This is a genomic window from Comamonas thiooxydans (assembly GCF_002157685.2).
GTDB classification, from domain to species: Bacteria; Pseudomonadota; Gammaproteobacteria; order Burkholderiales; family Burkholderiaceae_C; genus Comamonas; species Comamonas testosteroni_H.
The window spans coordinates 3,485,711-3,510,804 of sequence record NZ_AP026738.1 but is presented as its reverse complement, the minus strand read 5'-3'; the positions used below and the strand labels follow the sequence as shown (position 1 = coordinate 3,510,804).

Annotated in this window: 20 protein-coding genes and 1 tRNA gene; 13 read left to right on the top strand and 8 right to left on the bottom strand. The window is 58.5% G+C overall.

Annotated features, from left to right (window positions below; all coding sequences use genetic code 11):
* The first annotated feature begins 3 nt into the window (after positions 1–3).
* Positions 4–930 (top strand): 4,5-DOPA-extradiol-dioxygenase, encoded by a 927-nt coding sequence (gene ygiD, locus CTR2_RS16220; RefSeq protein WP_087082665.1) that lies wholly within the window; start codon positions 4–6, stop codon positions 928–930.
* A 190-nt stretch (positions 931–1,120) separates the two neighbouring features.
* On the opposite strand, the gene CTR2_RS16215 is transcribed toward ygiD, so the two are convergent.
* Positions 1,121–2,317 (bottom strand): amino acid aminotransferase, encoded by a 1,197-nt coding sequence (locus tag CTR2_RS16215; RefSeq protein WP_087082667.1) that lies wholly within the window; start codon positions 2,315–2,317, stop codon positions 1,121–1,123.
* 174 nt (positions 2,318–2,491) lie between these two features.
* On the opposite strand from CTR2_RS16215, the gene uvrB reads away from it, so the two are divergent.
* The 12 genes from uvrB to CTR2_RS16155 all read left to right on the top strand — a co-directional run bounded on the left by uvrB (position 2,492) and on the right by CTR2_RS16155 (position 13,580).
* Positions 2,492–4,558, top strand: a complete 2,067-nt coding sequence (uvrB, locus tag CTR2_RS16210; protein WP_087084545.1) for an excinuclease ABC subunit UvrB — start codon at positions 2,492–2,494, stop codon at positions 4,556–4,558.
* Between the two features lie 228 nt (positions 4,559–4,786).
* Positions 4,787–5,323, top strand: a complete 537-nt coding sequence (iscR, locus tag CTR2_RS16205; protein WP_003054211.1) for a Fe-S cluster assembly transcriptional regulator IscR — start codon at positions 4,787–4,789, stop codon at positions 5,321–5,323.
* A gap of 173 nt (positions 5,324–5,496) precedes the next feature.
* Positions 5,497–6,717, top strand: coding sequence for an IscS subfamily cysteine desulfurase (locus CTR2_RS16200; RefSeq protein WP_087082669.1), 1,221 nt, complete (start codon positions 5,497–5,499; stop codon positions 6,715–6,717).
* 34 nt (positions 6,718–6,751) lie between these two features.
* Positions 6,752–7,147 carry a Fe-S cluster assembly scaffold IscU gene (iscU, locus tag CTR2_RS16195; RefSeq protein ID WP_003054213.1) on the top strand — a complete coding sequence of 132 codons (396 nt, stop codon included), beginning with the start codon at positions 6,752–6,754 and terminating at the stop codon, positions 7,145–7,147.
* A 4-nt stretch (positions 7,148–7,151) separates the two neighbouring features.
* Positions 7,152–7,475 (top strand): iron-sulfur cluster assembly protein IscA, encoded by a 324-nt coding sequence (iscA, locus tag CTR2_RS16190; RefSeq protein WP_003054214.1) that lies wholly within the window; start codon positions 7,152–7,154, stop codon positions 7,473–7,475.
* Between the two features lie 145 nt (positions 7,476–7,620).
* Positions 7,621–8,139: a Fe-S protein assembly co-chaperone HscB gene (gene hscB, locus CTR2_RS16185; RefSeq protein WP_003067580.1), complete on the top strand. Its 519-nt coding sequence runs from the start codon at positions 7,621–7,623 to the stop codon at positions 8,137–8,139.
* A gap of 94 nt (positions 8,140–8,233) precedes the next feature.
* Positions 8,234–10,093: a Fe-S protein assembly chaperone HscA gene (hscA, locus tag CTR2_RS16180; protein WP_087082671.1), complete on the top strand. Its 1,860-nt coding sequence runs from the start codon at positions 8,234–8,236 to the stop codon at positions 10,091–10,093.
* 15 nt (positions 10,094–10,108) lie between these two features.
* Entirely contained in the window at positions 10,109–10,447 is a 339-nt protein-coding gene (gene fdx / locus CTR2_RS16175; protein ID WP_003054218.1) for an ISC system 2Fe-2S type ferredoxin, read from the top strand.
* A 173-nt stretch (positions 10,448–10,620) separates the two neighbouring features.
* Positions 10,621–11,352 (top strand): DNA polymerase III subunit epsilon, encoded by a 732-nt coding sequence (gene dnaQ / locus CTR2_RS16170; protein ID WP_087082673.1) that lies wholly within the window; start codon positions 10,621–10,623, stop codon positions 11,350–11,352.
* Positions 11,353–11,368: 16 nt separating this feature from the next.
* A tRNA-Val gene (locus tag CTR2_RS16165) sits at positions 11,369–11,443 on the top strand.
* A 161-nt stretch (positions 11,444–11,604) separates the two neighbouring features.
* Positions 11,605–13,038: a site-specific integrase gene (locus CTR2_RS16160; RefSeq protein WP_087082675.1), complete on the top strand. Its 1,434-nt coding sequence runs from the start codon at positions 11,605–11,607 to the stop codon at positions 13,036–13,038.
* A gap of 194 nt (positions 13,039–13,232) precedes the next feature.
* Positions 13,233–13,580: a hypothetical protein gene (locus CTR2_RS16155; RefSeq protein WP_087082677.1), complete on the top strand. Its 348-nt coding sequence runs from the start codon at positions 13,233–13,235 to the stop codon at positions 13,578–13,580.
* 109 nt (positions 13,581–13,689) lie between these two features.
* Here CTR2_RS16155 and CTR2_RS16150 read toward each other — a convergent pair whose 3' ends face one another.
* The 7 genes from CTR2_RS16150 to CTR2_RS16120 all read right to left on the bottom strand — a co-directional run bounded on the left by CTR2_RS16150 (position 13,690) and on the right by CTR2_RS16120 (position 25,056).
* Positions 13,690–14,850 (bottom strand): IS30 family transposase, encoded by a 1,161-nt coding sequence (locus CTR2_RS16150; protein WP_087084546.1) that lies wholly within the window; start codon positions 14,848–14,850, stop codon positions 13,690–13,692.
* Positions 14,851–15,128: 278 nt separating this feature from the next.
* Positions 15,129–16,088 (bottom strand): formate dehydrogenase accessory protein FdhE, encoded by a 960-nt coding sequence (gene fdhE, locus CTR2_RS16145; protein WP_087082679.1) that lies wholly within the window; start codon positions 16,086–16,088, stop codon positions 15,129–15,131.
* On the bottom strand, positions 16,085–16,744 hold the full coding sequence (locus tag CTR2_RS16140; RefSeq protein WP_087082681.1) for a formate dehydrogenase subunit gamma: 660 nt from the start codon (positions 16,742–16,744) through the stop codon (positions 16,085–16,087). The genes fdhE and CTR2_RS16140 overlap by 4 nt, the downstream gene beginning before the upstream one ends.
* The gene (gene fdxH / locus CTR2_RS16135; RefSeq protein ID WP_046462336.1) at positions 16,741–17,652 is read right to left on the bottom strand and encodes a formate dehydrogenase subunit beta; all 912 of its coding nucleotides are present in this window, start codon (positions 17,650–17,652) and stop codon (positions 16,741–16,743) included. Before fdxH ends, CTR2_RS16140 begins: the two co-directional genes overlap by 4 nt.
* 11 nt (positions 17,653–17,663) lie before the next feature.
* Positions 17,664–20,717 carry a formate dehydrogenase-N subunit alpha gene (fdnG, locus tag CTR2_RS16130; RefSeq protein ID WP_217896234.1) on the bottom strand — a complete coding sequence of 1,018 codons (3,054 nt, stop codon included), beginning with the start codon at positions 20,715–20,717 and terminating at the stop codon, positions 17,664–17,666.
* A 916-nt stretch (positions 20,718–21,633) separates the two neighbouring features.
* On the bottom strand, positions 21,634–23,055 hold the full coding sequence (locus tag CTR2_RS16125) for a PepSY-associated TM helix domain-containing protein (RefSeq protein WP_087082683.1): 1,422 nt from the start codon (positions 23,053–23,055) through the stop codon (positions 21,634–21,636).
* Positions 23,056–25,056, bottom strand: a complete 2,001-nt coding sequence (locus CTR2_RS16120; RefSeq protein WP_176391626.1) for a TonB-dependent receptor — start codon at positions 25,054–25,056, stop codon at positions 23,056–23,058. It lies immediately after the preceding gene.
* Positions 25,057–25,094 lie beyond the last annotated feature (38 nt).

Below are 25,094 nucleotides of genomic sequence, written 5' to 3'. Positions count from 1 at the left end.
CTTTTGTCCCTGGGCGCAGCCTCCGTGCTGGCCGCCGGCGGGGGCTGGAAGGCTTTTTCCATGAACTCCACTTCTTCTTCCCTGTTGCCCGAGCAGCTGTTGCAGCAGCTCAAGCCTTCGCCGCGCATGCCGGTGATGTTCCTGGGCCACGGCAGCCCCATGAATGTGATCGAGGACACGCACTGGCGCCAGAGCTGGAAGGCGTTGGGCCAGGAGCTGACGGCCAAGGGCATTGCGCCGCAGCTGATTCTCTGCGTCTCGGCCCACTGGCTGACCGAGTCCGACTGGGCGCTGACCGGCATGGCCCAGCCGCGCACGATTCATGACTTCGGCGGCTTTCCGCAAGAGCTGTTCGACCAGCAATATCCGGCGCCCGGCGCGCCCGAGGTGGCCAGGCAACTCGCGGCCGAGCTGCATTCGCCGCTGGACGGATCGGCCCTGCTGGTGGACCAGAAATGGGGTTTTGACCACGGCACCTGGTCTGTGCTGCTGCCCATGTTCCCCGAAGCCAGCATTCCCGTCATGCAGCTGAGCATGCCCTATGGACTGGCGCCCGAGAAGCATTTCGAGATGGGCCGCCAGCTGCGTGCGCTGCGCGAGCGCGGCGTGCTCATCGTGGGCAGCGGCAATATCGTGCACAACCTGCGCGCCATGCAGCGCGGTGCCAGCGACAACCAGGCCTATGACTGGACGATACAGTTCGACACCGAAGTGCAGCAGCGCCTGGACAGCGGCAATCTGGCCGATCTGAGCACCTTCCTGGACTGGGGCCCGCAGGCCCGTCTGGCCCATCCCACGCACGACCACTATCTGCCCCTGCTGTATGCGGCGGGTGCCGTGCAGGAGGGCGAAGCGCCGCGCGTGTTCAATACGGCCTACCAGTATGCGGCGCTGTCCATGCGCTCGGCCATCTGGGGATTGAGCGCCTGATAGAGATTTTGATAGCTTGCTGCGCTTGATAAAAAAGGTTTTCGGATGCTTTTCTATCTGAAAATAATAAGGATAGAGCGCTGACAGCTATCAAATATTCTGCAGATGCTGATGCCGCCAAAAAAAAAGAGCAACGGACTTTTAATCCGTTGCTCTTTGGTTTTCAGGGGCCAGGCCCTGAATCGTGAGCTTAGATCACGGCGGCGATGGCCTTGCAGACATAGTCGATGTTCTTGCTGTTCAGCGCAGCCACGCACATGCGGCCGGTGTCGGTGCCGTACACGCCGAACTCGGAGCGCAGGCGAACCATCTGCTCCTTGGACAGGCCGGAGTACGAGAACATGCCGATTTGGGTGGTGATGAAGGACATGTCCTGGGTCACGCCGGCAGCCTTCAGGCCGTCGACCAGCTTCTGGCGCATGGCCTTGATGCGCACGCGCATCTCGCCCAGTTCCTTTTCCCACAGAGCGTGCAGCTCGGGGTTGTTCAGCACGGCAGCCACGACGGCGCCGCCATGGGTGGGAGGGTTGGAATAGTTGGTGCGGATGACGATCTTCAGCTGCGACAGCACGCGAGCGGCTTCTTCCTTGTCGGAGGCCACCACGGACAGGGCACCCACGCGCTCGCCGTACAGGCTGAAGCTCTTGGAGAAGGAAGTCGACACGAAGATGTTCAGGCCGGCAGCCACGAACTTGCCGATCACGGCGCCGTCTTCGGCGATACCGTGGCCAAAGCCCTGGTAGGCCATGTCCAGGAAGGCGACCAGGCCCTTGGCCTTGACGACGGCGATGACTTCATCCCACTGAGCGGCAGTGATGTCGTAGCCGGTGGGGTTGTGGCAGCAGGCGTGCAGCACGACCACGGTGCCGGCAGCGGCAGCGTTCAGGTCGGCCAGCATGCCGGCGAAGTCGATGGAGCGGGTCGCTGCATCGTAGTAGGCGTAGTTGCCGACTTCAAAACCAGCGTTGGTGAAGATGGCCTTGTGGTTTTCCCAGCTGGGGTTGGAGATCAGGACCTTGGCGTTGGGGTTGAGCTTCTTCAGGAAGTCGGCGCCGATCTTCAGGCCGCCGGTGCCGCCGATGGCTTGCACGGTGGCCACGCGGCCGGACTTGACCACGTCGGACTCGGCTCCGAACACCAGGGCCTTGACGCCGTTGTCATAGGCGGCAATACCGTCGATGGGCAGATAGCCACGGGCGGTGGGCTTTTCCATCATGGCCTTCTCGGCGGCCTGCACGCACTCCAGCAGGGGCAGCTTGCCGTTGTCGTCGAAGTACACGCCCACGCCCAGGTTCACTTTGTTGGGGTTGGAGTCAGCGTTGAATTGCTCATTCAGACCCAGGATGGGGTCGCGGGGGGCCATTTCGACGGCGGTAAACAGAGACATGAAAAAATCCTTGAGGGATGGAAATAAGTCAGGTCACCCCCAGCTATTGCTCCGAGAGCGTTTGACGGACAGGGCATTGCCCGGTGCTCGAAAAAACGCATCAGCCTAGGTTAGGCTTGAGGGTTGGGCTGCCATTCTACTCGCGCTTACCCTATGCGTCATGGACATGAGATCATGCAAGAACAAAATATGACTGCCGAGCCGCAAGGCCGTTTCGTGCAATATCCGGACTCGCCGTTCGAGCTGTTCCAGCCCTATCCGCCCGCTGGCGATCAGCCTGCGGCCATCGAAAAACTGGTCGAAGGCGTCAATGATGGAGAGTCCTTCCAGACGCTGCTGGGCGTGACCGGTTCGGGCAAGACCTTCACCATGGCCAACGTGATCGCGCGTCTGGGCAAGCCAGCCATCGTGTTTGCTCCCAACAAGACGCTGGCGGCACAGCTGTACTCGGAGTTCAGGGAGTTTTTCCCGAAAAACGCGGTCGAGTACTTCGTCAGCTACTACGACTATTACCAGCCCGAAGCCTATGTGCCCCAGCGCGACCTGTTCATCGAAAAGGACAGCGCCATCAACGAGCACATCGAGCAGATGCGCCTGTCCTGCACCAAGAGCATCATGGAGCGGCGCGACGTGGTGATCGTGGCCACCGTCTCGGCCATCTACGGCATCGGCGAGCCCGAGAGCTACCACCGCATGATCATGACGCTGCGCGCGGGCGACACGCTCAACCAGCGCGACGCGATCGCGCAGCTGATCCGCATGCAGTATCAGCGCAACGATCAGGACTTCTCACGCGGCACCTTCCGCGTGCGCGGCGACACCATCGACGTGTTCCCGGCCGAGCATTCCGAGCTGGCCGTGCGTATCGAGCTGTTCGACGACGAGGTCGAGAGCCTGCAACTGTTCGATCCGCTCACAGGCCGGGTGCGCCAGAACATTCCGCGCTTCACCATCTATCCCAGCAGCCACTATGTGACGCCGCGCGACAAGGTGCTGGCGGCCGTGGAGACCATCAAGGAAGAGCTGGCCGAGCGCCTCAAGCAGCTGGTGGGCATGGGCAAGCTGGTGGAGGCGCAGCGCCTGGAGCAGCGCACGCGCTTCGATCTGGAAATGCTCAGCGAAGTGGGGCACTGCAAGGGCATCGAGAACTACACGCGCCACCTTTCGGCCTCCCAGCCCGGCGATCCGCCCAGCACGCTGACCGACTATCTGCCGCGCGACTCCATCATGTTCCTTGACGAGAGCCATCAGATGATCGGCCAGCTCAACGCCATGTACAACGGCGACCGGGCGCGCAAGACTACGTTGGTGGAATATGGCTTTCGCCTGCCGTCGGCGCTGGACAACCGCCCGCTCAAGTTCGAGGAGTTCGAGCAGCGCATGCGCCAGGTGGTCTTCGTCTCGGCCACACCGGCCGAATACGAAAAGACCCATGCGGGACAGGTGGTGGAACAGGTGGTGCGCCCCACCGGCCTGGTCGATCCCGAGATCGAAGTGCGGCCGGCCATCCATCAGGTGGACGATGTGCTGCAGGAGATCCGCCAGCGCGTGGAGCTGGAGGAGCGCGTGCTCATCACCACGCTGACCAAGCGCATGGCCGAGCAGCTGACCGAATATCTGACCGACAACGGCGTGAAGGTGCGCTATCTGCACTCCGACGTGGATACGGTGGAGCGCGTGGAAATCATCCGCGACCTGCGACTGGGGGCCTTCGATGTGCTGGTGGGCATCAACCTGCTGCGCGAAGGCCTGGATATTCCCGAGGTCTCGCTGGTGGCGATCCTGGATGCCGACAAGGAAGGTTTTTTGCGTGCCGAACGCAGCCTGATCCAGACCATCGGTCGCGCGGCGCGCAACGTCAACGGCAAGGCGATTCTGTACGCGGACCGGATCACCGAGTCCATGAAGAAAGCCATCGGCGAAACCGAAAGACGCCGCGAAAAACAGATGGCTTTCAACGAAGCCAACGGAATCGTGCCAAAGCAGATTGTCAAGAGGGTGAAAGACCTGATTGATGGTGTCTACAGCGAAAAGAGCGGCAAAGAGGCAGAGCGCCTGCAGGAGCAGGCTCTACAACAGGCGCGTGTCGAGGACATGTCAGAGAAAGACATTGCCAAGGAGATCAAGCGTCTGGAGAAGCAAATGCTGGAGCACGCCAGGAACCTGGAATTCGAGCAGGCAGCGCGTGTGCGAGACCAGCTTTCGCTTCTCAAGCAGCAATTGTTTGGGGCGGCACCGTAGCAATATTTCTTCGCAAATCTCGGGGTTATTACGTGAGTGCACGCTGTTACCCGACAAAATTGATGGGGAATGTGCTATACTCGCCTCAAACACTCAACAACAAACTTCCCTCACAGAAGGGCTCTGAACCTAATCACAGGACGGAGTAAGGGCGGAGACTGTGCTCGTCTAGGTACTGTGACCGGGCGTGCGTTTCTGTAACGAACAATCCTGACTGAAGGAGCTCGTATGCGTCTTACGACCAAAGGCCGCTTTGCGGTCACCGCGATGATCGACCTGGCACTGCGCCAGAACAATGGCCCTGTGACCCTGGCTGCCATCAGCCAGCGTCAGCAGATTTCGCTGTCCTATCTGGAACAGTTGTTTGGCAAACTGCGTCGCCACGAACTGGTGGAATCCACCCGTGGCCCCGGCGGCGGCTACACGCTGGCCCGTAAGGCAACGGACATCACCGTGGCTGACATCATCGTCTCGGTGGATGAACCTATTGATGCGACCCAGTGCGGTGGCAAGGAAAATTGTCTGGGCGAAGCCGGTCGCTGCATGACTCATGAACTGTGGGCTGCACTGAATCAGCGCATGGTGGAATTCCTGGACTCCGTCACTCTGCAAAAGCTGGTGGACGAGCAACTGGCCAAGGGCATCCAGATCGAGGACAAGCCCGTGGTGCGCCGCGCCATCTCCACGGCACCCGTGGTCAAGCCCATCCGTGTGAACGCACCGAACTCGGTGTTCGCCCTGGGTAACGCCTTCGCGAAATCCTGATCCGCAGCTGCTCGAGCAGTGCTCGGGCGGCAACCAGATCACTCTGAAGCCCGACTCCGATAGTCAGGGCCTGGATGCATGCATGGCTGTGCGGCATGTTTCCTCGCCCTGATGGCACCACAAGGTGCATCGATTCCTCACGATTTGTCAGCCAAAAACAAGACGAGCCAGTCATGGACATGACCCCGCACTTTCCCATTTATCTCGACTACGGTGCAACCACTCCGGTGGATCCCCGCGTGGCGGACGCCATGATTCCCTGGCTGCGTGAACATTTTGGCAATGCCGCATCGCGCAGCCACGCCTGGGGCTGGGAAGCCGAAGAAGCCGTCGAGAAGGCCCGCAAGCAGGTGGCTGATCTGATCGGCGCCGACCCGCGCGAAATCGTCTGGACCAGCGGTGCAACCGAGTCCGACAACCTGGCCATCAAGGGTGCAGCGCATTTCTACCAAGGCAAGGGCAAGCACCTGATCACCGTGAAGACCGAGCACAAGGCTGTGCTGGACACCATGCGTGAACTGGAGCGCCAGGGCTTTGAAGTCAGCTATCTGGACGTGCAGGAAAACGGTCTGCTGGACATCGAAGTGTTCAAGGCCGCGATCCGCCCCGACACCATCCTCGCCAGCGTGATGGCCGTGAACAACGAGATCGGCGTGGTTCAGGACCTGAACACCATCGGCGCTCTGTGCCGTGAAAAGGGCATCATCTTCCACGTCGACGCCGCTCAGGCTTCGGGCAAGATGGATCTGGACATGCAGACCATGCCCATCGACCTGATGAGCCTGGCTTCGCACAAGACCTACGGTCCCAAGGGCATCGGTGCGCTGTACGTGCGCCGCAAGCCGCGCGTGCGCCTGGAAGCTCAGATGCACGGCGGCGGTCATGAACGCGGCATGCGTTCGGGCACGCTGGCAACCCACCAGATCGTGGGTATGGGCGAAGCCTTCCGCATTGCCAAGGAAGAGATGGCCAAGGATATGGAGCACGCACGTGCACTGCGCCAGCGTCTGCTCGATGGTCTGAAGGATCTGGAGCAGGTGTTCGTGAACGGCGATATGGAGAACGGCGTTCCCCATTACCTGAACATGAGCTTCAACTTCGTCGAAGGCGAGTCGCTGATCATGGGTATCAAGGGCCTGGCCGTGTCCTCGGGTTCCGCCTGCACATCCGCCAGCCTGGAGCCCAGCTATGTGCTGCGTGCCCTGGGTCGCAGCGATGAGCTGGCACACAGCTCTCTGCGCATGACCTTTGGTCGCTTCACGACGGAAGAAGAAATTGACTACGCGATCAAGTCGATCCGCGAAAACGTGCTGAAGCTGCGCGAGCTGAGCCCTCTGTGGGAGATGTACAAAGACGGCATCGACCTCAGCACTATTCAATGGGCTGCACACTAAGCATAGATTACAAAGAGTTCAAGAGGTAGACACCATGGCTTACTCCGAAAAAGTTGTTGACCACTATGAAAACCCCCGCAACGTGGGCTCGTTCGACAAGAGCGATGACTCCGTGGGCACGGGTATGGTGGGTGCGCCCGCTTGCGGCGACGTGATGAAGCTGCAGATCAAGGTCAATCCTGCCACTGGCGTGATCGAAGATGCACGCTTCAAGACCTATGGCTGCGGCTCTGCCATCGCTTCGTCTTCGCTGGTGACCGAATGGGTCAAGGGCAAGACGCTGGATGAGGCTGCAGCCCTGAAGAACAGCCAGATCGCCGAAGAGCTGGCGCTGCCCCCGGTCAAGGTTCACTGCTCCATCCTGGCTGAAGATGCCATCAAGGCAGCTGTGAACGACTACCGCGCAAAGCGCACGGCGACGGAAGCCTAAGGCCATGGCCATCTCAATGACCGAGGCGGCTGCCCGTCATGTGAACCGCTACCTTTCGCGTCGCGGCAAGGGGATTGGCGTGCGCCTCGGCGTGAAGACCACGGGCTGTTCCGGCTTGGCCTACAAGCTGGAGTATGTGGACGAGGTCCAGCCCGATGACGTGGTGTTTGAAGACCATGGCATCAAGGTGCTGATCGACCCCAAGAGCCTGGCCTATATCGATGGCACGGAATTGGATTTTGTGCGCGAAGGTCTGAACGAGGGCTTCAAGTTCCACAACCCCAACGAGCGTGATCGCTGCGGTTGTGGAGAGAGCTTCAGGATTTGATTTCCCCCTGAGTCGCTTCGCGCCTTCCCCCAAGGGGGCGACACCTTCGCTGCGAGGCGGCTCTTGCTCGGTGTCCCTGGCGTGTGTTGCGTCCGGACTAACTACTGAACCGCCTCAGCGCTGCTGCAGGCGGTTTTTTAATGCCATGAATCTGCAATCTGACGACTTTGAATTGTTTGGCCTGCCGCGCAAGTTTGCGCAGGAGCGCAGCCAGATCGACGCACGCTGGAAAGAGCTGCAGCGTGAAGCACATCCAGACCGCTTTGCCGCCCAGGGTGCAGCCGCGCAGCGCGTAGCCATGCAATGGTCGGTGCGCATCAACGAGGCCTATCAGCGCCTCAAGGACCCGCTTAAGCGCGCAGCCTATCTGTGCGAGCTGGCGGGAGCGCCGGTGCGGGCCGAAGACAACACGGCCATGCCTGCGGCATTTCTGATGCAGCAGATGGAGTGGCGCGAAGCGCTGGAAGACGCTGCCAGCGAGCAGGAGCTGGATGCTCTGGAGGGCGAGATGCTCGCTGCCAAAAAGCAGATGCTTGGCGAATGCGGTCGTCTGCTGGACGAGGCAGGCGATGCCGCCGCTGCCGTGCAGCAGGTGAGAGCCCTCATGTTTGTTGCGCGATTTGCGCAAGATGTGGATCGCCGTCGCGATCAACTGGGACAATAAGACCCAGAGCAATGCTTTGTGCCCCTGGCGCATGGCGTATCCATCTTGAGCGGGCCAGCCACGCTGGCCTCTGACGTTTCAAAAGAAGAATTTCATGGCGCTTTTGCAGATTTCCGAGCCCGGTCAATCCCCCGATCCCCACCAGCGACGCATTGCTGTAGGTATCGACCTGGGCACCACGCATTCTTTGGTTGCCGCAGTGCGCAACGGTGTGGCCGAATGCCTGCCCGACGATCAGGGGCGTGTGTTGCTGCCATCGGTGGTGCGCTACATGGAAATGGGCCGCCGACAGATCGGTTTTGATGCCAAGGCCGCGCAGGCGCAGGATGCTGCCAACACTATCAGCTCGGCCAAGCGCTTCATGGGGCGAAGCCTGGCTGATATCGAATCGCCCGAGAAGCTGCCTTATCGCTTCAAGACCGATGACAGCAGTGTCATCTCCGTCGAAACCGTGGACGGAGCCAAGACGGCCGTGGAGATCAGTGCCGAAATTCTGGCGACCTTGCGTTTCCGTGCCGAAGACACGTTTGACGACGATCTCTATGGTGCAGTCATCACCGTGCCTGCGTACTTTGACGATGCTCAGCGCCAGGCCACCAAGGATGCAGCCAAGCTGGCCGGCATCAATTTGCTGCGCCTGATCAACGAGCCCACTGCGGCAGCCATTGCCTACGGCCTGGACAACGCGGCGGAGGGCGTCTACGCCGTCTACGATCTGGGTGGCGGCACCTTCGATATCTCGGTGCTGCGTCTTGCACATGGCGTGTTTGAAGTGATCGCCACTGGCGGCGACTCGGCACTGGGCGGCGACGACTACGATGACGCGCTGGCAGCCTGGGTGGCGGAAAAAACCGGCACGCAGCTGGAGTCTGCAGCAGACAAGACCGCCTGGCGTATTGCCGCGCGCAATTGCAAGCAGGCCCTGACTGAATCAGAAGTTGTAGCGTTTACCGCTGATGTTTCCTCGGGTTCAGTATCTTTTGATGTCAAGCGTGAGGAGTTCATTGCGCTGACTGCTCACTTGACCAGCAAGAGCCTTGCGGCCGTGCGCCGCGCGCTCAAGGATGCAGACCTGGGCCGCGATGAGGTGCAGGGCGTGGTCATGGTTGGCGGCTCCACCCGCATGCCTCAGATTCGCCAGGCCGTGGCCGACTTCTTCGGCAGCGAGCCGCTGACCAATCTCAACCCCGACGAAGTGGTGGCTCTGGGTGCTGCCATTCAGGCCAATCAACTGGCCGGCAACAATACCGCCGGCGACCTGCTGCTGCTGGATGTGATCCCGCTGTCGCTGGGTGTGGAAACCATGGGTGGCCTGTCCGAACGCATCATCACGCGCAACGAGACCATTCCCACGGCTCGTGCGCAGGATTTCACGACGTACAAGGACGGCCAGACTGCTCTGGCCATTCACGTGGTGCAAGGCGAGCGCGACCTGGTGGCGGACTGCCGCAGCCTGGCGCGTTTCGAGTTGCGCGGCATTCCGCCCATGGCTGCCGGTGCGGCGCGCATCCGCGTGACCTTCACGGTCGATGCGGACGGCCTGCTGTCCGTCAGCGCCAAGGAGCAGCTCAGCGGTGTCGAAGCCCATATCAACGTCAAGCCCTCCTACGGCATTTCCGACGACCAGATTGCGCAGATGCTGCAGGACGGCTTTGCCACGGCCCAGGAGGACATGAAGGCTCGCGCCCTGGTCGAGGCCCGCGTGGATGCCGATCGCATGCTGCTGGCCACGCAAAGCGCGCTGGATGTGGATGGCGATGTGCTTGGCGCCGAACAGCGCGACAGCATCGACGCCCTGATGGCCGCGCTGCGCGTGGCCATCGCCAGCGATGACCCTGCCGTCGTGGAAGGCGCGACGCAGGCCCTGGCCAAGGGAACCGAGTCGTTTGCGGCCGAACGCATGAATCGCAGCATCCAGCAGGCGCTGGCCGGCAAGAGTGTCAACACCATTTAATTCATAAACAGAACAATGCCCATCATCAAAATTCTTCCTCACGCCGAGTACTGCCCCAATGGCACCGAAATCGAAGCGCCTGTCGGCACCTCGATCTGCGAAGCCATGCTGGACAACGGCATCAATATCGAGCATGCCTGCGACATGAGCTGCGCCTGCACGACCTGCCATGTCATCGTCAAGGAGGGCTTCAACTCCCTGAACGAGGCGGAGGAAGAGGAAGAAGACCTGCTCGACAAGGCCTGGGGCCTGCAGCCACAGTCGCGCCTGTCCTGCCAGGCGATTCTGGCGCGCGAGAATGTGACGGTGGAGATCCCCAAGTACTCCATCAATCACGCTAAGGAAAATCACTGAGCACCCCCTGAGGCGCTTTGCGCCTTCCCCCTCTCTCTACGCGCTTCGCGCTAGGGGAGGGGGACGACACCCTCGGTGCGCGGCGGCGCGTCCTCGGTGTCCTGGCTTTGGTGCGCGCTTGTTTTAGAAATTGTTGGGCGATGTGAGCGCCGCAGGTAATTGGGAGAAATTGAATGTCGCGCCAAATTGTTCTGGATACGGAAACGACCGGCCTGTCGGCCATCGATGGCGATCGCCTGATCGAGCTGGGCTGCGTGGAACTGGTCAACCGCAAGCTCACCGGCAACAATCTGCATCTGTACTTCAATGCGGGTCGGGACAGCCACCCCGATGCCTTGCGCGTGCACGGCATCACCACGGAGTTCCTCAAGGACAAGCCGCGCTTTGAGGAGAAGATCGACGAGATCTGGGAGTATCTGCAGGGTGCAGAGCTCATCATCCACAATGCGCCGTTCGACCTGGGCTTTCTGAACAACGAGCTCAAGCTGGCCAGGCGCCCGCCACTCAAGCAGTGCGTGGGCGGAGTCCTCGACACCCTGGTCATGGCCAAGGAGATGTATCCGGGCAAGCGCAACTCGCTGGACTCGCTCTGCGATCGCCTGGGTGTCGACAATTCCAATCGCACGCTGCACGGCGCTTTGCTGGACGCGGAGTTGCTGGCGGATGTCTACATCAATCTCACGCGCGGGCAAGATGCCTTGCTCATGACCGAGGAGCCGGCAGATGCTCCGGCGGCTGGAGCGATTGTCGCTCCCTCGGTGGACCTGAGCAGCTTCAAGTTGCCAGTGTTGCGCGCCAATGAGCAGGAGCAGCAATCCCATGACGATGTGCTCAAGCAGATGGATAAATCCAGCGGTGGCAAGACTGCCTGGCGCAATTTTGAAAATGTGAGCGCCAATCCTTGATATAATCACGCCTATCGGGTGATTAGCTCAGCGGTAGAGCACTGCCTTCACACGGCAGGGGTCACATGTTCGATCCATGTATCACCCACCAAATACGAAAACCTCTTAAAACGTTGATTTTAAGAGGTTTTTTGTTTTTGGTGACTCTCCCGATTCATCCCGTTGGAGCATGTTTGGCACCTCATTTTGTGACCCGGTGCCAATTTTGCGCCACTGAACTCCGCAACGTGCCGCCGGCACAAGGAGTACGAGATGGCCAGTATCACCAAACGTAGCTATTCCTCATGGCAAGTCTCAGCCAAGGACAGCACGCTCAAGATCAAGAAGACTTTTCTGAGCAAAAGCGCAGCTCTTGGCTTCGCCGAACAGCTTGAGGCCGATGGCATTGCGGTTGCCAAATTGGCAAAAACCGAGACCATGGCCTGGCAGGCGCGTGTACGCAAAAAAGGCTTTCCGGAATTGGTAGAGACTTTTCAAACCAAGTCCGAAGCCGAAGCTTGGTCGGTGTCTCGTGAAGCCGAGATGCACCAGCGCAAATTCGTCGACTACCGCGAAGCCGAGCGCAACACCTTGGCCGACCTGATGCGCAAGTACGCAAGCAAGGTCCTCAAAGGTAAAAAGGCAGACCATCCAGATCTGGTGCGCATTCACAAAATCTGCCGCCACCCCATTACGCAGATTCCCATGCACATGCTGCAGCCCAGCGATGTAGCGGCCTACCGTGATCAACGTCTCGAAGGTGGGTTCGTCGAACCTGTAGACACCAGAAAGCTTAGCCTTGCCCTGCGAACCTGGTCACCCATCAAAGGCGCTACCGTCAAAAAGGAAATGGAGCTGATCTCCAGGATCATCAGCATTGCCATGCGGGAATGGAACATCCATTTGCCGTTCAACCCAGCCTCAGGCAAACACTGCACCCGCCCCGAGGCTCAATATGGCGACGAGCGCAACCGGCGCCTCGAAGACAGAGCGCCAGAAATCCTGGAACAAGTCCAGGCCGGCAATGTGCAGCGCAGTCGTCGCAAAGTGAAGGACGTGGAATACGTCCTTGATCCAGAGATTTCAGCGCTGCTCCAGGCCGCAGGCGGTGAGCAGATCAACCTGCTGCGTGCCTGCCGCTACCCCGAATGGTTCCGCCCCTTGCGTAAAGAAGTCACCGCTGCCAGCTTGCGCTCACGCAATCTCAGCAAAGCCAAGCCCAAGATCAAGGCTCGGGAGCGCAAAGGCTTGCGGCTCTGGGCCATTGTCAGCTTCGCCATTGAAACCGGCCTGCGCCGTGGAGAAATGCTGGCCCTGCAGTGGCAGCATCTGCATCACACCAAGGATGGCGCCTATCTGCTCTTGCCTGCCGCAATCACCAAAACCCAAACAGAGCGAGTCGTGCCGCTGAGCTTGCGTGCTGAGCGCATTCTGAAAACTCAGCCCAAAGCCAGCGAGCTCATCTTCAACAGCAACTATGAAGCTGTCAAAACGGCTTACAGGAGAGCCAAGGAAAAGGTCCAAATTCAAGACCTACGCATGCATGACCTACGGCACGAAGCCACCAGCCGACTTTATGAGCGAACCGATCTCCGGGAGTCCGAGATTGGTGCCATTACAGGCCATGAAGACGATCGATCCCGCCGCAGATATACGAATATTCGTGCAGCACATCAGGTGAAGCGGTTTCACGAATCTCGTAAATAAGTTCACAGGGAAACTGCTGCATATCATTCAACCGTTTCTCGAAACAACACATAAAGGAGAAGGAATGCTCCTTTATGTGTTTGAGTGACGTGAATTAGAGAATTTTTTGAGAAAATTCACACTAAAATCCAGCTCCAGAAAATTTTTGCCATTTTTTGTGAAAAATAACTTCAGAGAAATTTTTTTGAGAAAACATGAATCTGGAAAACGCGTGGTACGGCAATCGCCAAATTATTCAATCTGAAACTCCTGCAGCCAATGCCACCATTCTGGTTGGCGACGCGTTGCTCGACGACATTTGCCAGCGGCTGGAGAAAGAGCTGCCTGCGGTGGCCTATATGGACCAAGATGCCCTTGCGCTCTTGATCGGAGTCACCCCGAAAACACTGGCCAACCGCAGGGCCATGTATCCCGAACGCTATCCAGCTCCGATCTACTTCGGCGGAAATAAAAAGCCGTTATTCCCTCGTTCCGATATTCTGAACTGGCTGGCCAGAGAGGAATATCAAGCTAAATCGATTCATCGGCATCGATGTGTCTGAATTATTTCACCCTGAACAATCCGCAAACGACGGAGAGGATGAGGCCATGAGCAGCAGCAATCGCTGCAAAGCCGACCTGGAAATCAGAAGTCAGCTTCAGGCTGTGGATTCAACCGATCGATGCAACGCATTCGTTAAACATCTCAGCCGGTGTTCTGTATCCCAAGGTCTTTCTGGGCCGCTCGTTTAATTTTCTCGCAATCGCATCCAACTCCTCTTGCGAGTAGCCCGAGATGTCAATGCCCTTGGGCAGGTACTGCCTGAGTAGCCCGTTGGTGTTCTCGTTCGTTCCGCGCTGCCATGGGTTCTGCGGATCGCAGAAGTAGACTTGGATGTCGGTGGCCACGGTGAATCGCTTGTGTCCTGCCATCTCCGATCCCCGGTCCCAGTTCAAGGAACGGTAGAGCTCTTGCTGCAAGGTCTGTGCATGCCTGGCCAGTGCCGCAGCGACGGTGTAGGAGTCCTTGTCCACCAGTTTGACCAGCATCACGTAGCGGGTGTGTCGCTCCACCAGCGTGGCAATCTGGCTGTAGGCATCGCCGAACAACAGATCACCCTCCCAGTGCCCCGGCACTACCCGATCCTCGATGCAGGCTGGCCGTTCGCTGATGGGCACGGCGTCAACGATCCGGCCATGGATGGGGGTTTTCTGGGTGTAGTGGCGTGAGCGACGCATCCCCCGAGTGCGCCGCAAGTGCTCCAGAAGCTCCTTCTTCAAGGCCCCGCGTGTTTGGACGAAGAGCGTGCGGTAGATGGCTTCGTGAGACACCTGCAAATCCTTTTCGCCGGGGTAAGTGCGTTGGAGCCACCCCGCTATTTGCTCGGGCGACCACTGACTCTGTAATTTAACCGCCACGATGTGAGCCAATGCAGGATTGCTGGCCAACTTGCATGTCTTGGGGCGGTGTGCTCGCGTCCAGGCTGCCTCATCCGCTTTGGCTGCTCGATAGCCAGTCTTGCCTCCATTGCGCAGGAGTTCGCGGCTGATGGTCGACGCAGCTCGTTTCAAGCGGCCGGCAACGCAGCGGATAGATTCACCTGCGGCCAACGCCCTAGAGATTTCTTCTCGCTCAGACATGGTCAATGCCCAGCGAGACCGACGCCTCACTGGTGGCCGGATGCCACCTGTCGCACTCAAGATGGTGTGAATGGAGGTGTGTGGTCGGTCAAACAGCTTGCCGATCTCGTGCAAGGTATCGCCAGCTTTCCAGCGATCCCACATCAGGGCTTTCTGAGCTTCGGTGTAGTAAATCCGCGGTCTTTGCTTCATGCCAACACTCCTTGCGCCAGTGGCAGTCATTGTGTTGCATTGACCAGTTGAATCCACACCTGATTGCAGCCGCACGCAGCAGAAATCCGAATGACTGCTGATGCTCGGAGTAGTCATTGCGTTGGAAGCTTCGTCGCAAGTCTAATCATGGCTTAAAAACTGTCAGGTTGAGGATGGACGAACCAAGTCTGCCGACACAACCCATCGCAGAGCTATCTGCAGATGGGCTGTTAGTCTCTCCTCAAGATAGCCAAGTCACTTGGAGGAGTCTGTGTTGCCTAGCTTGGAACATTGAGTGCAGGCAACATCAATGGGTTGACCCCACTGCGTGCTAGCTCTTTTTCTTCCATTTCAGCATCAAGGGCAAGACTAGCCAAATCGTCGGCTATGAGTTCAAGCTGGTGATCCAGCTGCTGGTAGAACGCTTTCAGGTAGGTGTGGCAGCCATTGCAGCTCTCTGCTTTGATTGGCGCTTTTTCGCTTTCCAAGCACCAGTAGTCCAAAGCACCCGTGCTGTCACAGTTGGTGCAGGTAGTGCGGACCACATGCCATTGGCATTCACACAAACTGCATTGCAGGTAGCGCAGACCAGCCTGAGCACCACCTTGTACTAGGCTGCCAGTAGGAACATGGCCGCACACGGGGCAGAGATGGTTGAGGTCACCCATTTCCGCCTGCCCAGACGCTGGCAACTGGCTGCTTAGCTGGCGCCAGTACATGGACAACGCACACCACAACAACTGTGCAATACCAGGCTCCGGCAATGATGCAACATCAGCCAGTTCTTCGCCACGCAACGCGGTGAGCAGGGCATCTGCCCACACATCGCGCTGCTTGACGTCTGCAGACTGCAGACTTTGCAGTGCCTTTTGTACCGCGCTGGTATGCATGCGCGGCTGCTCGGTCAGTTGCACCAGAAACTGTTCCAGCAGTGCTTGCCAATGAACAGATCGCTTCCATTTGGCCGAGTTCAATGGCGCTTTCTTGCTCTGCTGCAAGGCAGCACCAAGATATTGGCTTTCCTCCTCTGGCAGAGGTAGAGCTTGCGCGGTGGTCTGTTGTGCGTTGACGAGGTCCGCTGCCCATAGCAGATAGTCCGCCATCGCATGATCCTGTGCAAGTGCTTGCAGACGGCTGGATCGCTGTGTGTAGGGAAGCTTGGCGGAGGGAAGTTGCAAGGCCGCGATCTCCCCCACTCCAGGTGAGCGTTCTGATTCAGGAACGATTTGAATACTCATCGTGTTCCTTTGATTTTTGCCTTGTTCTCAGCGTTTTTGTTGCTGATTTCTTGATGCCAACGGTCATGATGGGTACGTGCCCAAGCATGGCTTACGTAGCCCGTAACCATGCCACGGATGGAGCCTTTGACCCAGAAAGCCAGATAGATGTGGCCGATGATCAGTAAGATCAGTCCAACACCTGCAACCGCATGCAGCAGTAACGCAATGCGCAGCACAGGGATGGGGAACAGGTGAGCAAAGTAGGCACGCCAAATGGCCAGACCTGTGAGCAGCAGCACGCTGATCAGCGTCATGATTCCCCAAAACAGGAATTTTTGGCCTGCGTTGTACTTACCAATACGCAGTGGCTTGCGGTGATCGCCAGCAATGACGGACTTGACGTTGTCTGCCCAGATGCGGTCCTCCTTGACGAACAGGTTGTATTTCACAAACCGGACAAACAAATAGACCAGCGCCAGAAACACCACAATGCCAAAGAAGGGATGTAAGACCCGCGCCATCTGTGGGGTACCGAAGACGCCATTGAGCCAGTTCAAGCTGGGAAACACCCAGGACAGCCCTGACATAGCGACAAGGAAGAAGCACACCACCATGGCCCAATGGCACAAACGGTCAGGTAAGGGGGTGCGCAAAATCATGCGGTCTTTTTTCATGCCTTCTCTCCCTTCGAGGTGGATGTGTGATCACCCTCCTCATCGTCATCGTCGACTTCGTTGGGGCCGGTGGTGATGTAGTGAGCGGCAGCTCCTGCCAAGGCAGTCACGAAGCCGAGTGCTGCTAGTGGCTTGAACCAGCCTTTCCAGCCCTGCACTACGCTGCTGATCTGGGGATCTTTGGGCAGCTTGTGGTAGAGCTCGGGCTGATCGGCGTGGTGCAGCACATACATCACATGGGTGCCGCCCACGCCTTGCGGGTTGTAGACGCCGGCGTTTTCAAAGCCCCGGGTCTTCATCTCTTCCACACGGCCTTCGGCCTTGAGCAGCATGTCGTCCTTGGTGCCAAAGCTGATAGCGCCGGTGGGGCAGGTCTTGACGCAGGCCGGCTCCTGACCCACGGCCACGCGGTCGGAACACAGCGTGCACTTGTAGGCCTTGTTGTCTTCCTTACTGATACGTGGCACATCGAAGGGGCAGCCGGCCACGCAGTAGCCACAGCCGATGCAATGCTCGGACTGAAAATCAACGATGCCGTTGGCGTACTGCACGATAGCGCCGGGTTGCGGGCAGGCCTTGAGGCAGCCTGGGTCTTCGCAGTGCATGCAGCCGTCCTTGCGGATCAGCCATTCCAGTTTGCCTTGTTCGTTGACATGCTCGTCAAAGCGCATCAGCGTCCAGCTCTGGGGCGAGAGGTCGCGTGGGTTGTCGTACACGCCGAAGTTCTCACCCACGTCGTCGCGCAGATCGTTCCATTCGCTGCAAGCGACCTGGCAGGCTTTGCAGCCAATGCAGATGCTTACATCGATCAGCTTGGCGACATCGTCTTTGTGGTCGCGTGCGCGGGCGGCGGGCGTGAGGTCGTTGGTGGCCGAGCGCCGCACAATATCTTGGGATTGCATAGTCATGGGTGCTCGCCTTATGCCTTTTCGATGTTGACCAAAAAGGCCTTGAACTCAGGGGTCTGGGCGTTGGCATCGCCAATGCCAGGGCTCAGCGTGTTGGCCAGATAGCCCTTACGCGTCGCCCCCTCATAGCCCCAGTGGCAAGGAATGCCGATCTGCTCGATTTCCTGTCCATTGACTTGCAGCGTCATCACGCGCTTGGTCACCACGGCCTTGCCCTTAATATGGCCGCGCTTGCTGGAAACACGGATCACATCGCCGGCTCGGATGCCTTTTTTCTCGGCCAGTTTTTCGGACAGCTCGATGAACTGCTCAGGCTGGACGATGGCGTTCAAGCGCGAATGCTTGGTCCAGTGGCGGAACATCTCGGTGATCGAGTAGGTGGTGGCCACATAAGGGAACTGCTCGCGCGAGCCCATGCGGGCGGCGTCGTCGGCAAACACGCGCGCCACCGGGCTCTTGCTGACTTTGGGATGCAGCGGGTTGGCCGCAATCGGGCTTTCGGTGGGCTCGTAATGCTCGGGGAAAGGGCCGTCGTTCATGCCCTTGAGCGAGAACAGGCGCCCCAAACCATCGGGTTGCATGATGAAGGGACTCACACCGCTGTTCGGTGCGGCCGTCAGCGGGTAGTCGGGCACATCCGAGCCGCCCCATTTCTTGCCGTCCCAATGCAGGATCTGGCGTTTGGGATCCCAGGGCTTGCCTGCCGGATCGGCCGAGGCGCGGTTGTACAGCACACGGCGGTTGGCCGGCCAGGCCCAGGCCCAGCCAGGGGTGTTGCCATGGCCAGTGTCGGTGTTGTCGCGGCGGGCCATCTGGTTGCCGGCTTCGGTCCATGAACCAGCAAAAATCCAGCAGTAGCTCGATGTCGTGCCGTCGTCTCGCAGCATGCCGAAGTCGGACAGCAGCGTACCCTTCTTGGCGATCAGCTTGCCCGTGTCGTCAAACAGGTCCGCCAGCGCATAGCCATTGGTCTCCTTGGCCACTTCCTCGGGGTGCGGATCGTAGGGGTTGTGGTAGTCCCAGCGCATGTTCATCAGCGGCGCGGGGTTGGCGCCACCTTCCTTGGCGTACAGCTCGCGCAGCTTCATGAAGATGCCGCCCAGGATGCGGCCGTCGTGGCGCGCCTCCGCCGGTGGTTCTTGGGCCGCCCAATGCCACTGCAGCCAACGGCCGGAGTTGACGATGGTGCCGTTTTCCTCGGCAAAGCAAGACGATGGCAGGCGGAACACCGTGGTCTGGATCTGGGCAGGATCGACGTCGTTGAACTCGCCGTGGTTCTTCCAGAAGGTGGAGGTCTCGGTCTGCAGCGGATCGATGACGACTAGGAACTTGAGCTTGGACAGCGCGTCGCGGATCTTTCCCGAGTCCGGCATGGCCGCCACGGGGTTGAAGCCCTGGGCGATATAGCCGTTGACCTTGCCGCGGTACATCAGGTCAAAGTAGGCCAGCATGTCGTAGCTGCGGTCCCACTTGGGCAGCCAGTCGTAGCCCCAGCTGTTCTCGCGCGTGGCGTGCTCGCCGTACAGATCCTTCATCAGGCTGACGAAGAACTTAGGCGTGTTCTTCCAGTAGTTGACCTGGCCGGGCAGGTCGGCCTTGGGCGTGGCGTCCGCCAGGTACTGCTCTATGGCCTGTTGCCTGTCCTCGGGCAGGTTCAGGTAGCCGGGCAGGCGCGTCGAGAGCAGGCCCAGGTCGGTATAGCCCTGGATGTTGGAGTGGCCGCGCAGCGCGTTGACGCCGCCGCCGGCCATGCCGATATTGCCCAGCAGCAGCTGGATCATGGCCGCGCCGCGGATGATTTGCGCGCCGGCCGTGTGGTGGGTCCAGCCCAGGGCATAGAGGAAGGTGGCTGTGCGGTCCGGCACGCAGGTGCTGGCCAGTTGCTCGCACACGTGCAAAAAGTCTTCGACCTTGATGCCGGTGATGGTGTTGACCATCTCGGGCGTGTAGCGCTCCACATGCTTTTTCAAAAGCTGAAGCACGCAGCGCGGGTGTTGCAGCGTCAGGTCTTGTAGCGCATGGCCTTGGGCATCGCGCTCGTAGTTCCAGCTGGTTTTGTCATAGCTCTTTTTGCCTTCGTCGTAGCCGCTGAAAAGGCCTTCGTCAAAGCTGTAGTCCTCGCGCACGATCAGGCTGGCGTTGGTATAGGCCTTGACGTATTCGTGCTGGATCTTGTCGTTTTGCAGCAGGTAGTTGACGACGCCCATCAAAAAGGCGGCGTCCGAGCCTGCACGGATCGGCGCGTAAAAGTCCGCCACCGAGGCGGTGCGGTTAAAGCGCGGATCGACCACCATCAGGTGGGCTTTGTTGTGGATCTTGGCCTCGATGGCCCACTTGAAGCCCACGGGGTGGGCCTCAGCGGGGTTGCCGCCCATGACCAGAATCACGTTGGCGTTCTTGATGTCCACCCAGTGGTTGGTCATTGCACCGCGCCCAAACGAAGGCGCCAGGGCAGACACCGTGGGGCCGTGGCACAAGCGGGCCTGACAGTCAAAGCCCACCATGCCCAGCGCGCGCGCAAAGCGGAAGTCCAGCACGCCGGTTTCGTTGGATGCGGCCGAAGACGCCAGCATGCCGGAGGACAGCCAGCGGTTCACGGTCTGGCCCTTGTCGTTCTTCTCAATGAAGTTGGCGTCGCGGTCGTCCTTGAGCAGGCGAGCGATGCGCTCGTTGGCCTCATCCCAGCTGATGCGCTTCCACTCGTTGGTACCGGCTTCACGCACCTCTGGGTACTTGAGGCGCTGGTCGGAATGGATATAGTCCAGTGCGCCTGCACCCTTGGGACACAGAGAGCCGCGGCTCACCGGGTGGTCCGGGTCGCCTTCGATGTGGAATATCTTGGCCTTGGCGTTCTTGGCGCCGTCGCCCAGGCTATACATCAACATGCCGCAACCCACTGAGCAGTAGGTGCAGTTATTGCGGGTTTCTTTGGCGCGCAGTAGTTTGTACTGGCGGGGAAGAGTGGCTTGCGCCACGGATGGGGCAAAGCCCAAGGATGCAGCAGTGGCGCCAGCAGCAGCCGCGCCGCACAGCTTGAAGAATCGTCTTCTGCCGTGATTTATCATCGTGAGTGGAAGTCATAAACCGCGCTCCCATGACCATGGAGGGCGTTAGGTTTACAGGCCGCGTGTGCATGAGGCACGCCACCTGCTGAGTCGGGGGAACAACCCGAACCCGTAGGCCTCGACCTTGACGATTGCTCACACATTGCCGAGCCTCACGGGCCACGTCGAATGTTGAGGGAATGCCAATGGCAAGCAATTGAGCCACTTGATGAAAAGCAGCTCGCAAGACGAGGAATTGAGAACAAAGCCCTCAAGCTTTGTCACTTGACTCCTATAGAAGAGTCAAAGGTCCGCAAATCTATCACCTGTTACATAAATTTTGAAGAGATACCTGCATAGCGCAGATCTTTTGTCAGTTATTTCAGGCGAATCAGAATCTTTGAATCGACCAGCTTTTCCTAAACGACTTCCGACTTTGCAAAGATGTTTCGATGCGATTCCTTAAACGGCTGCTAATCGGCCGAGAGCAGTCTTTCATGTCATAGATTCGGTTGGCAGCTATCGCCGCATTGCCGTCGCTCGGCCCATGTTGCTGAGCGTCTGCACTGGGTTGAATCCACAGTCGTTCGGCGACAGTCGCAGATCGGCCAGGAGCAGTCCTTGGCCGCACTCTCACAGGCGACTGCTTCGGGCTAATCAGCGGTCAGTCAGCCAGTGGCAGACTTTATGGGACAGAGCCACAGACCTGAGGTACCCATGCGCGGTCGTTCGTGTTGGTCGGCAATCAACCGATTAAAGTCATCGGCGCTTTGACGACCGATAGCTGGGGTGCAGCGATAGTCGTGATTGGCCGGAAACGCCTCAAACCACGCGATTAGCCATGTAACAGGCGCAAAAATTGAGTACCAACTGAGCGATTGCCGTTAGCTAGACCAGATGTCGCTGAATTTCGACTCCAGCTGATATCACACTCGATTCAGCGGGCCGCCCTCTGTGAACTGCTTGAAGAAAACGCAATCCTGTCGGTCAAGGCAATCACCAGTAACGACAGCCCAACGAGCGGAAACAGTGCACCTCCCAGAAGGAGCATTGCCAGAACACCCCGTAAGACACCTCGCTCATTTGGTAGCGGAGGTACTCCCAGTCCTGCACTCGGCCTTCGCTTCCACCACATAACCGCGGCACTCACACACAGCAAAATGATGTCCAGACAAGCTGCGGTCAGAAGTGCCTGGTTCAAAACACCGAACTCTTGCCCCAGGTGCACGTTGATTCCCCACTCCAGAGTTTTGGCAACCGGTCCATAGTCTTCAAACGACATGTCTAGCAATGGGCGACCGGAGTATTGGTCGAGGTGAATCACTCTCTGGTGGCTTATGTCCTCAGGGTATACCGAGGCTGTATAGACGCCTTTGCTGCCTTTGGGCAACTGAACGGCGTAACCTGTTGAGATTCCCGAAGTCTTGAAAATTGCAATAGCTTGATCAAGCGTCAATGCAGGCGGCAACCCTGTTGCGAGGGGGGCAGCCATTGCTGAAGACTGATCATGCCCTTCGTGCACTTCGTGGCCGGATTGAGGAACCTTGGCCTGAAGCAGTGACCAAGCAGCGTTGTCCCCTTCAGACAGCTTGACCTCGGACATTGGGATTTGCACTCGAACACCCGATGGGTATCCGTAGTTCTGTCCGTTGGCCCATTGATTGACCTTTGCCCCCCAGAAGACCGACCATGGCATCCCTGTGACGGCAAGAAATAGCAATATGCCGCCTACGAACAGGCCGGTCACTGCATGTACATCACGCCAGAAGATCCGCTTTGCGGGTTTGCCACGCACAGAGATGACGCCGCCACTGCGGCCTCGTGGCCACCATAGATAAATTCCAGTGAGGACCAGCAAGATGGACCATCCTGCGGCGATTTCAATCACACCGCGTGCGACGGAGCCAAAGTATTTCAGGCTATGAAGTTTTCGCACAGTCCACGCGACGCTGCCTCCGTCAGGTAAGGCACCCAAGACACGAGCGCTGTAGGGGTCGATAAATACCGAGAGTCGCTCGCCGTCATTGGTGGCAATGAGCGCTTCGGCACTGCGCGCTGAGTTTGGAGGCGGCGTGTACCTCACTAGGGTGCCAGGATGTGCCGCTAGCGCGGCAGCTGCTAGCTGACCGTCTGGAAGCGCCTGGTTCGATGCATGCGTGACGGACTTCAGCTCATGATGAAAAAAGTCATCGACCTGGTTCTTGAAGACATAGATTCCTCCGGTGATGGCGAGCCAAATGAGGAATGGCAGCACAAGCAATCCGGCATAGAAATGCCATCGCCATACGGCTCTATACAGATCGCTCGCAAGGCGCTGGTCACTTGGCTTTTGCTCGACGTTGAGATGGACGCTAGACACTTAGAACCTCACATTCAAACTAGCGTAAATCCCGCGGCCATCAGCAGGCGAGTAGCCTGACGAACCACTGTCATACCACGCATAGACATACTTGCGGTTGGTGACGTTTTTGAGCTGTAACCCAAGATCTGTCTTGTCATCCAAGCGGTACGAAGCGCCTAGATTCAGTACCGCAAATTTTCCCGCTCGGCCTTGAGTATTGGTGCGCTCGAGATAGTAGTCCCCTTGCGCATTTCCCCAGGCAGACAGCTTCACTCGATCTGTCGCTTGCCAGTCAACACCGGCCGACAGCAAGTAGTGCGGCACATTTTCGATTTCTTTGCCCAAGGTGTTTGGTGCACTAGGGTCAGGCGCAGTGATACGTGCCGATTGATGCGAGTAGGCAACCCAGGCCATGGTTTGCGCATTCGGCTTCATGTTGAACTGGACGTCAAACCCCTTGCGCAGGGTCTTACCCACGTTGCCCAGACCTCCAGGGTCGGGCAGCCCATCGACACCCAGCACTCGTGCCACTTCGCCCGACGCACGTTGCTCCCAGTAAGCCACTCGGCCGTTGAGCCAGGGTAGGGGCGAAAACTTCACTCCTGTCTCCCAACCGTCATTGATCGACGGTTTGAGGTTGCGCTGCTGCGTACGATAAGCGTCGATTCCAGAGCCGATCTGGAAAGTGCGCCCCCAGTTGGCATAGACGCTGGCTTGGGAACTAAGCGTGTAGGCCACGCTGATTTTTGGCTGCTTGATCAGTCCATAGTCATGAACTGGATAGCTAGCCCCTGTGAGGCGATCGGTGAAGTTTCCATCGACGTTGTCGACCCTCAATGCAGGAATAATCTTGAGTGACTCAATGGGCCGGATCACCGCTTGAACATACGCACCCTGAGTATTCAGGTCGAAGTCCCAGTCGCGAAACTGTGATGTTCTGATACGTTCTGTCGTGCGAAAGCGCTGGCCAACATTGCTTTGCCATTGCGCGTCGAGTCCACCTTCGAGTGTGAACTCATGCGCCCATTGGACTTTAGGGCGCCAGGTCAAGGTGGTTATTGCCCCTTGCTGTTGCTCGTCGTTGTAGCGCTCTTGTTGTGAGCCAGCGGCAGAAAAACGAACCCAGCGCTGGTTCTGGTACTGATTCACATAGAGCTTGGCAGCCAGTGAGAGCTCTGGTGTCAGCTCTCCATCGAGATGGGCGCTCAGTTGACCTGTTTCGCGCTCTCCGCGGTCTGCCGCTGCATAGGCCGGCGAACTGCGCGGTGCTTTCATGGCTTCGTCATAGCTGAGGTAGCCTGACTCCAGCGCTTTGTTGCGGTAGTAGCGCGCAATGACGCCAGTTCTCCAGCGTCCATCGTCAGAGGTATAGAACCACTTGCCTGACATCGAGATCTTTCGGGCATCGGCATGATCTCTGTAGCCGTCCGAGTCGCGCCAAGCCAGAAAATAGTTCTGGCTCCAGTTGCCGCTTTCAATGCCCTTGGAAAGCTGAAACTCCTTGGTGCCGAAACTGCCGACGGTCATGCTGGCTCGTCCTTCATTGCCGCCAGTACGGGTGATCACGTTGGCGTTTCCGGCAATATTGTTCAAGCCGTACCGGGCGTCGTTGGTTCCGCGAACAATTTCTATGGACTCGATGTCCAGAGGAAAGACAGCATCCAAAAACGGCATACCCCCGGCGTTATCGTTGCTCGGGATGCCATCAATGAGGAGCTTCACTGCATTGACACGGCCTTCGCCGTTAAAGCCGCGAAACGAAAATCGGCCCGCATCGGTGCCTTGTTTGAACTGCGTGACCTGGACGCCTGGAGCTTTGGACATCAGCTCCCAGCTGTAGTCGACATGCTCATTGGCCAATACATCCGCGCCCAGGATGTCCACGGAGCTAAATACATTGCGTGCGGACAGAGGGCCTGAGGCGCTGGCACTGACGTTGACGGTGCCAAGGGTTAAAGAGGAATCGCCTGTCGTGCCTGCGACCAGTCCTTGGGCACCAACAGCGGAAGTGAGGGACATCGCAACCGCAAAAGCAATTGGATGACGTTGAAAAAGTG